Annotated in this window: 9 protein-coding genes and 1 pseudogene; 2 read left to right on the top strand and 8 right to left on the bottom strand. The window is 70.9% G+C overall.

The window, feature by feature from the left end; genetic code table 11:
• A pseudogene (locus NBX02_RS21245) lies at positions 1–253 on the top strand (phosphotransferase); the annotation flags it as partial.
• A gap of 26 nt (positions 254–279) precedes the next feature.
• Here NBX02_RS21245 and NBX02_RS21250 read toward each other — a convergent pair.
• From NBX02_RS21250 to NBX02_RS21260, 3 genes are read right to left on the bottom strand one after another with little or no spacing between them, the layout of a single operon-like run.
• Positions 280–633, bottom strand: coding sequence for a hypothetical protein (locus tag NBX02_RS21250; RefSeq protein WP_250292712.1), 354 nt, complete (start codon positions 631–633; stop codon positions 280–282).
• 6 nt (positions 634–639) lie between these two features.
• Positions 640–1377 carry a hypothetical protein gene (locus NBX02_RS21255; RefSeq protein WP_250292714.1) on the bottom strand — a complete coding sequence of 246 codons (738 nt, stop codon included), beginning with the start codon at positions 1375–1377 and terminating at the stop codon, positions 640–642.
• On the bottom strand, positions 1370–1525 hold the full coding sequence (locus NBX02_RS21260; protein ID WP_250292718.1) for a hypothetical protein: 156 nt from the start codon (positions 1523–1525) through the stop codon (positions 1370–1372). The genes NBX02_RS21255 and NBX02_RS21260 overlap by 8 nt, the downstream gene beginning before the upstream one ends.
• 277 nt (positions 1526–1802) lie before the next feature.
• Here NBX02_RS21260 and NBX02_RS23435 point away from each other — a divergent pair, with 277 nt between their 5' ends.
• On the top strand, positions 1803–1967 hold the full coding sequence (locus tag NBX02_RS23435) for a lytic transglycosylase domain-containing protein (protein WP_445548568.1): 165 nt from the start codon (positions 1803–1805) through the stop codon (positions 1965–1967).
• Here NBX02_RS23435 and NBX02_RS21270 read toward each other — a convergent pair.
• The 5 genes from NBX02_RS21270 to NBX02_RS23440 form a co-directional block, all read right to left on the bottom strand.
• Positions 1960–2712, bottom strand: coding sequence for a GNAT family N-acetyltransferase (locus tag NBX02_RS21270; RefSeq protein ID WP_445548566.1), 753 nt, complete (start codon positions 2710–2712; stop codon positions 1960–1962). The genes NBX02_RS23435 and NBX02_RS21270 overlap by 8 nt on opposite strands.
• Entirely contained in the window at positions 2697–3830 is a 1134-nt protein-coding gene (locus tag NBX02_RS21275; protein ID WP_250292720.1) for an LLM class flavin-dependent oxidoreductase, read from the bottom strand. Before NBX02_RS21275 ends, NBX02_RS21270 begins: the two co-directional genes overlap by 16 nt.
• Before the next feature lie 28 nt (positions 3831–3858).
• Positions 3859–5043, bottom strand: coding sequence for an LLM class flavin-dependent oxidoreductase (locus tag NBX02_RS21280; RefSeq protein WP_250292723.1), 1185 nt, complete (start codon positions 5041–5043; stop codon positions 3859–3861).
• Positions 5040–6461: an NtaA/DmoA family FMN-dependent monooxygenase gene (locus NBX02_RS21285; protein ID WP_250292727.1), complete on the bottom strand. Its 1422-nt coding sequence runs from the start codon at positions 6459–6461 to the stop codon at positions 5040–5042. Before NBX02_RS21285 ends, NBX02_RS21280 begins: the two co-directional genes overlap by 4 nt.
• 280 nt (positions 6462–6741) lie before the next feature.
• Entirely contained in the window at positions 6742–6864 is a 123-nt protein-coding gene (locus NBX02_RS23440; RefSeq protein ID WP_445548569.1) for a putative leader peptide, read from the bottom strand.
• Between the last annotated feature and the right edge of the window lie 76 nt (positions 6865–6940).

The raw sequence follows: 6940 nt of genomic DNA on the forward strand, positions 1-6940 counted from the left end.
CCTACACGACATCCAGTTCCACGACGGCATGGTCACGGTGAGCTGCTCACCGGTGCGCAAAATACTGGTCACCGGAGGCGCTCCGGGCGCACAGGTGATCGAGGGAGAATCGCTGACGAAGGGCTCCCTGCCCGTCGCGATGTTCGAACAGTGCGGATACTGCCGGGTCACCGTCGAGGACAGGACCGGAGGACGCGCCTGGAGCAACCCGATCCGCCTGGAACCGGATCCCGTTCCCTCCATCGAGGCATAGCCACAATCACAAAGAAATATCCGATGTCATCGGGTTGTCCCGGACGCAGTCAGCCCACACAACGCCACCGTGATCACGATGGGCCACATCCAGCCCCGGATCGTGGCGACCACCTCGATCGGGGGCGCGCTCGCCGGGTCCGTACCGGGCGCGACCGGCTGCTGCACCCGGATGGAGGGGGCCTTGACCCACCAGGTCGAGGTGGTGTCCACCATCCACGCCAGCCCCTTGGCCAGCGTGTCCTCCAACGAACTCAACGTACTGTCACTGACCTTCTCGACAGCCTTGCCAGCGCCGGCCTTGACAATGGCGCCGCCCAACTCGGTGGCGGGGCCGAACTGGGTGTATCGCAACGGATTATGCAAATCGGGAAAGGCCACGGGCTCCTACCTCCGAGGGAACATCTGGAAGCCGGCGGTGGAGGCGACCCGGCCGGTAACGGTGGACCAACTGCCGCCGGGTGGGGCTACGACCCGCCAGTCCTCCCGTTCCCAGCGCAGCTCGACACGTCCGGCGGCGTACACCGTGATGCCAGTGGCGTCCTCGGCGCCGGTGGCCAGATACAGCACGACCCGGTCGGGAGTGACCGCGTCGAACCGGACCCCGACATAGCGGTAGCCCTGGCCGGAGAACCGTCCGCTCAGCCGGGCAGGGACGGCCTGCTGCGCCGCGGTCATCCGGGTCTGTTCCAGCAGGGCGGGCTGGTCAACGCCGGTGGTCTGGTCGGCGATGGTGGGTTCGAAGATGTAGGCGCCGACAGCGGCGTCCGTACGAACAGCGATGTGGATCGCGGCGAGGGCCGCGCCCAGCGGGGTGTGCGCGAATCCGGACGCCCGGTCGTCGGCCAGGATGTGCGGGCCCGCGGTCGGCGAGACCGGCAGGGCGAGACCGTGGAAGTCCAGCCAGGTCAGGTCGGAGAAGTCCAGGACGGGCAGGCCCGGATCCGGGAGCACCGGCCCGCCGCCTGCCGGGACCGGGCCGGTCGTACCCGCGGTCGGGGGCGGCGCCGGTGCCGGGGAGCCACCCCGGCCACCGAGGAGCAGCCCGACGGCGATCCCGACCGCGACCAGCCCGGCCGCGGCCAGCAGCCGCACACCTGTGGAGAAACGACGCCCGTCAGCCATCCCCGGCTCCCGCCGTCGCCTGCACGGTGCCGCGGGGGACCAGGACCAGCGGCCGGCCAGCGAACTCACGGTTGGCCGCATATCGGGGCCAGCCGGCGACCACACCGATGCCGATCGCCGGCTGCAGCAACGCGGCCACGCTGGTCACCCCCGTGCTCCCATGACAGTCTGTGACCGCCACCAGCGGCTGAACGGAAGCGACGTCCGTGGCAGCGCGGCGGTGGCGGAACTGTGTGTCATGGCCGGTGCGCATCAGCACCGTCACGCCAAGATCACCTCTTGTACCAGAAAGGATACGTATCGTCAGAATAGGCGAAAGCACAAAACTCGCTGTTGCCGGTGGGCCACTGCGCGCCGACACCTACCAGGGCTGGATCGTCCCGGCCGGTGCCGGTAACGACTGCTGTCCATAGCTCAGCCCGGCGCTGCTCACCGCCCAGCTCGCCCAGGAATCCGGCTTCAACCCGCGCGCGGTCTCCGCCGCCGGGGCACAGAGCATGGCCCAGTTCATGCCCGGCACCTGGCCGACCTGGGCCGCCGGTGCTGGATGGGAACGGTTTTATCCGGAAAGCGCTGCGCCGGTCAGGTGACCGGGGCGTTTTCGGGGAGGGGGTCGGGGACGCGGACGGCAAGGAAGGTCGCCTCGCGGCGGAGGCGGAAACCCAACGAGAGGTAGAGCCGAATCGCGTTGGTGTTGTCGGCGGCCGCGTGCAGGAACGGGGTTTCGCCGCGTTCGCGGATGCCGGCGGCCACCGCGCGCACCAACCGGCCTCCCAGCCCCTGGCCGCGGAAGGCGGGATCGGTGCAGACCGCGCTGACCTCCGTCCAGCCGGGTGGGTGCAGCCGCTCGCCGGCCATCGCCACGAGCACGCCGTCGCGGCGGATGCCCAGGTAGGTGCCCATCTCGATGGTGCGGGGCAGGAACGGGCCGGGCTTGGTGGCCGCGGTCAGCGCGAGCATGTCCGGCACGTCCGACGGCTGGAGGCGGACAGCCTCGTCGTCGGGCGCGGCGGCGACTCCGCCGTCGACGAGCTGCACCCCGGAGCCGCGCGCCACCACCTCCCACCCCGGCGGCGGCGGGACCTGCACTCCGGCGAGCGGGACCAGCGCCCCCGGGCCGGCGAGGGCGGCGATGTCGTTCCAGTCGGCGGCGTCGGGCTGTTCGGGCAGCGCCACGAAAGGGGAGACGTCGACCGGGTAGCGCAGCACGTTGCCGCGCCGCTCGGCGAGGTGCGCGTGCGCCCCGGTCAGCGACCAGCGGGCGGGGTTGTCCAGTGGATGCCGCTGGTCCGGGTCCTGCCGGCTGGCGGGGACCCGGCTCAACGGCGTTGCCATTCCTGGGCCAGCAGCTGGTAGGAGCGGACCCGGTCGGCATGGTCGTGGGTGATCGTGGTGATGATCAGCTCGTCGGCGCCGGTGGCGTCGCGCAGCTGCTCCAGCTGGTCGGCGACCTGCCCCGGCGAGCCGACGAACTGGGTCTCGACACGGTCGGCGACCAGTTCGCGGTCGGCGTCGCTCCACACGTGCCGGCGCGCCTCCTGCGGGGCCGGGAACGGGATGGCCCCCAGCGTGGTGCGGATGCTGCGTACCCACAGCCCGTAACCGGCGGCCAGCTCCCGCGCGGTGGCGGTGTCCTCGGCCACGACGATGTCGGCCGAGACGCTGACATAGGGCCGGTCAAGTTCGCCGGACGGCTGGAACGCGGCCCGGTAGGCCTCGACAGCCTCCAGGACGGTGGCCGGGCTGACGTGGTAGTTCGCGGCGAACCGCAGCCCCTTCTCCCCCGCGAGGATCGCGCTCTCACCCCCGCTGCTGCCGAGGATCCAGACCTGCACCTGCGCGCCCTCCCCGGGGACCACGTGAGCCTGTTCGCCCTCGGCGGAACGGTAGGTGCCGGCCAGCAGGGCAAGGACATCGCCGATCTGCTCAGTGTAGTTCTGTGACTGTGCGCCGGGGAGCTGCAGGAGCCCCTTCTGCAGCTCGAAGCGCGGCGAGTTGAGCAGATGCTCGAAGGAGAACCGGGGTGGGATGCGCAGCCCATTGGGCGCGCGTCCGTCCACGACGGCCGTGCCGGCGCCGAGCAGGGCCGGCTCACGCCTCACCTCGTTCGGACGCCCGCCGGAACGGCCCAGGCCGAGGTCGAGACGCCCGGGGTGCAGGGCGTCGATGAGCCCGAACTCCTCCACCGTCGACAACGCGGTGCGATGCCCGAGCTGGACGGCGCCGGAGCCGAGCCGGATCGTCGAGGTGGCCGCGGCCGTCAGCGCCAGCAGGACCGCCGGCGAGGTGCCGGCCACGCCGGGGTTGAGGTGGTGTTCGGCGAACCAGTACCGGGCGTAGCCGAACCGCTCGGCCCGCTGGGCGAGATCGATGCTGTTGCGCAGCGCCTGCGCCGCGGTCGATCCGGCGGGGATCGGGACGAGGTCCAGGACGGCGAGCGGAGTCGTGACCATGACAGGCTTCCTTACTCATAGACACGGCCTAGACGGCGGCGGGCGCGGGTCCGTCCACGGTCGGTAACGATGCGGCGGATGACGATGCGTTCGGTGACGACGGCGACGGCGAGGACGGCTGAGACGACGAGGAGGGCGGGGCTGACGGGGACGGCTCGGCGAGCACCGGGGCCCACGGCCAGGGCGGGTCCGGGATCTCGCGGCGCAGCACCGGGGCGATGTCGGACTGGAACAGCTCCAGGCTGGCGCGGTGCTGGGCGTCGGTGAGGCCGCCGGCGTCGGCGTGCAGGTGCAGCACGCTGTGCCCGAACCGCTCGTGGTAGCGGTGCACCTTCTCGATGACCTGCTGCGGGCTGCCGATCAGCGCGGAACTGCGCTCGACGAAGTCCTCCAGCGTCGGGAACACCGGTTCCATGCCGAGCCGCTTCTGGAAGGCGAGATACCCCTCGAACACCGGACGGTAGCCGGCGATGGCGTCCTGGGAGCTGCGTTCCGCGTAGTAGCCGGCCGTGCCGGCACCGACCGCCGCCAGCGCCGGGTCGTGACCGTAGTGTTCCCACTGCTCACGGTAGTACTGGACCAGTTCGGCGTACGGCTCGATCGGGTTGGTGACGTTGGCCGAGAACAGCGGGTCACCGTAGCGGGCGGCCAGGTCGACCGACTCCTTGCTGGTGGCGCTGCCGTGCCAGACCCGGATCGGCTGCTGCAGCGGCCGGGGCCAGACCTCGGCGTCCCGCAGCGCGGGGCGGAACCGCGGGTCGGCGGTGACCTTGTCCTCCCGCCAGATCCGGCGGAAGAGCTCGTAGGACTCGGCGTTGCGGTCCCACTGGTCGTCGGGGGTGACGTGGAACAGCTCCCGCTGGGCGGCGCCGTTACCCTTGCCGATGATCACCTCCAGCCGGCCGCCGGAGAGGTGGTCGAGGGTGGCGTAGTCCTCGTACGCCCGCACCGGGTCGAGCAGGCTCAGCGTGGTGACGGCGGTGAACAGCCGGATCCGGCTGGTGAGCGCGGCCAGGTGGCTGAGCACCACCGGCGGGGAGGAGGAGATGAACGGCCGTTCATGCCGTTCGCCGACCCCGAAGCCGTCGAAGCCGAGTTCCTCGGCCAGCAGCGCGTTGTCGATCACTTCGCGGAACCGCTCGGCGGTCGACTTCCGCACCCTGGTGACCGGGTCCGGGGCGTGCACGATCAGGGTGATGGTCAGGAACTTCACGACACGGCCCTCGCCGCCGGCCCCGGCCCGGCAGGGGACGCGCCGGACGCGTCGGACGTGCCTGACACGGCAGGGACGAGCGGCGCAAGACCGAGATGGTCGCGCAAGGTAATACCTTCGTACTCGGTACGGAACACGCCACGCTCCTGCAGCAGCGGGACCACCGTGTCGACGAAACCGTCCAGCCCGCCGGGGGTGATGTGCGGGACAAGGATGAACCCGTCGCTGGCATCTGCCTGCACGAGATCGTTGATCGCACTGGCCACCGTCGCCGGGGAACCGATGAACGTCTGCCGCCCGGTGATCTCGATGATCAGCTCTCGGGTGGAGAGGTTCTTCGCCTCGGCGAGCTGGCGCCACTGGTTCGCGGTGGCCAGCCTGTCCCCGAACATGCGCACGCTGGCCCGGCCGCGGGCGACCGTGTGCTCCCCGGGGTCGGGGTCGACGGCGGGCAACGGCCCATCCGGGTTGTGGCCGGAGAGGTCACGGTTCCACAGCTGCTCGAGGAACTGGATCGCGGTCTGGCCGCTGACCTGCTGGCGCCGGACCTCGTATGCGATCTCGGCCGCCTCGGCGTCGGTGTCGCCGAGCACGAACGTCGCCGCGGGCAGGATCAGCAACTGGTCGCGGGCACGGCCGTAGCGGGCCAGCCGTCTCTTGACGTCGGCGTAGAACGCCTGCCCGGCCTCCAGGGTGCCGTGCCGACTGAAGATCGCGTCCGCGCCCGAGGCGGCGAACTCCCGCCCCTCGTCGGAGTCACCCGCCTGGAAGATGACGGGACGTCCCTGCGGGCTGCGCGGGACGTTGAACTGGCCGGCGATGTCGAAATGAGCGTCACGGTGGGTGAACCTGCCCGGGTGCGGGTCGCGCAGGAACACCCCGGTCTCCCTGTCGGCGATGATCTCGTCGCCGCGCCAGGAGCCGAACAGCTCCCAGGCCGTCCGCAGGAACGTCCTGGCCCGCGCGTAACGCTGCTCCTCGGGCAGGAAGCCGCCGCGGCGGAAGTTCTCGCCGGTGAAGGCGTCCCAGGAGGTGACCACGTTCCACGCCGCCCGGCCGCCGGAGAGATGATCGAGGCTGGCGAACTGCCGCGCCACCTCGTAGGGCTCGTTGAACGTGGAGTTGATCGTGCCGGCCAGGCCGAGCCGGTCGGTGACCGCGGCGAGCGCGGCCAGCACCGTGAAGGTGTCCGGGCGGCCCACCACGTCGAGGTCGTGGATCAGCCCGTTCTGCTCGCGCAGCCGCAGCCCCTCGGCCAGGAAGAGGAAATCGAACTTTCCGCGTTCGGCGGTCCGCGCGAAATGGACGAAAGAGCCGAACTCGATATGACTTCCCGCAGCCGGGTCGCTCCACACGGTGGTGTTGTTGACACCTGGAAAGTGCGCGGCGAGATGGATCTGCTTGATCGGCCTGCTCATCGTCCGATACCCCTTTCAGACGGCTGCCGGCGCGGCCGTGGGCCGGCGGCGCGGCGGTGTCAACACGAGCGGCGCTGTCAGCGCGAGCGGGAACAGGCCCACCCGGTCACGACGCGCGGGAGCCGGTAGGGCCGGCGGCGACAGACCAGGTCGGGCGCGGCGGATCGTCACGTGCGGCGGATCGTCGGGTACGACGGGCCCGAACTGGATCCGGGCCGGACCCGATCAGGTCGGGCGGACAGCGCGTATGTCAGGAATGCTCAGGTCAGCGGGGCTCGGGTCAGGGTGGACAGAGCGCGCCGGCGACACGGCACAGATCGATGTGCCGGCGCAGAAACGAACTGATCACACCACGTTGTGGCCCGGATATACGGACGGCAGACGGGCCTGGGATCAGCCGCATGCGCCGCCACCTCCTGTCGACCGATACTTCCCGCCGATCGATGCCCGGCCGGCCCTGCCCGACGCCCGGCCCGTGG

It is taken from the genome of Protofrankia sp. CiP1_Cm_nod1, assembly GCF_920888515.1.
Taxonomy (GTDB): domain Bacteria; phylum Actinomycetota; class Actinomycetes; order Frankiales; family Frankiaceae; genus Protofrankia.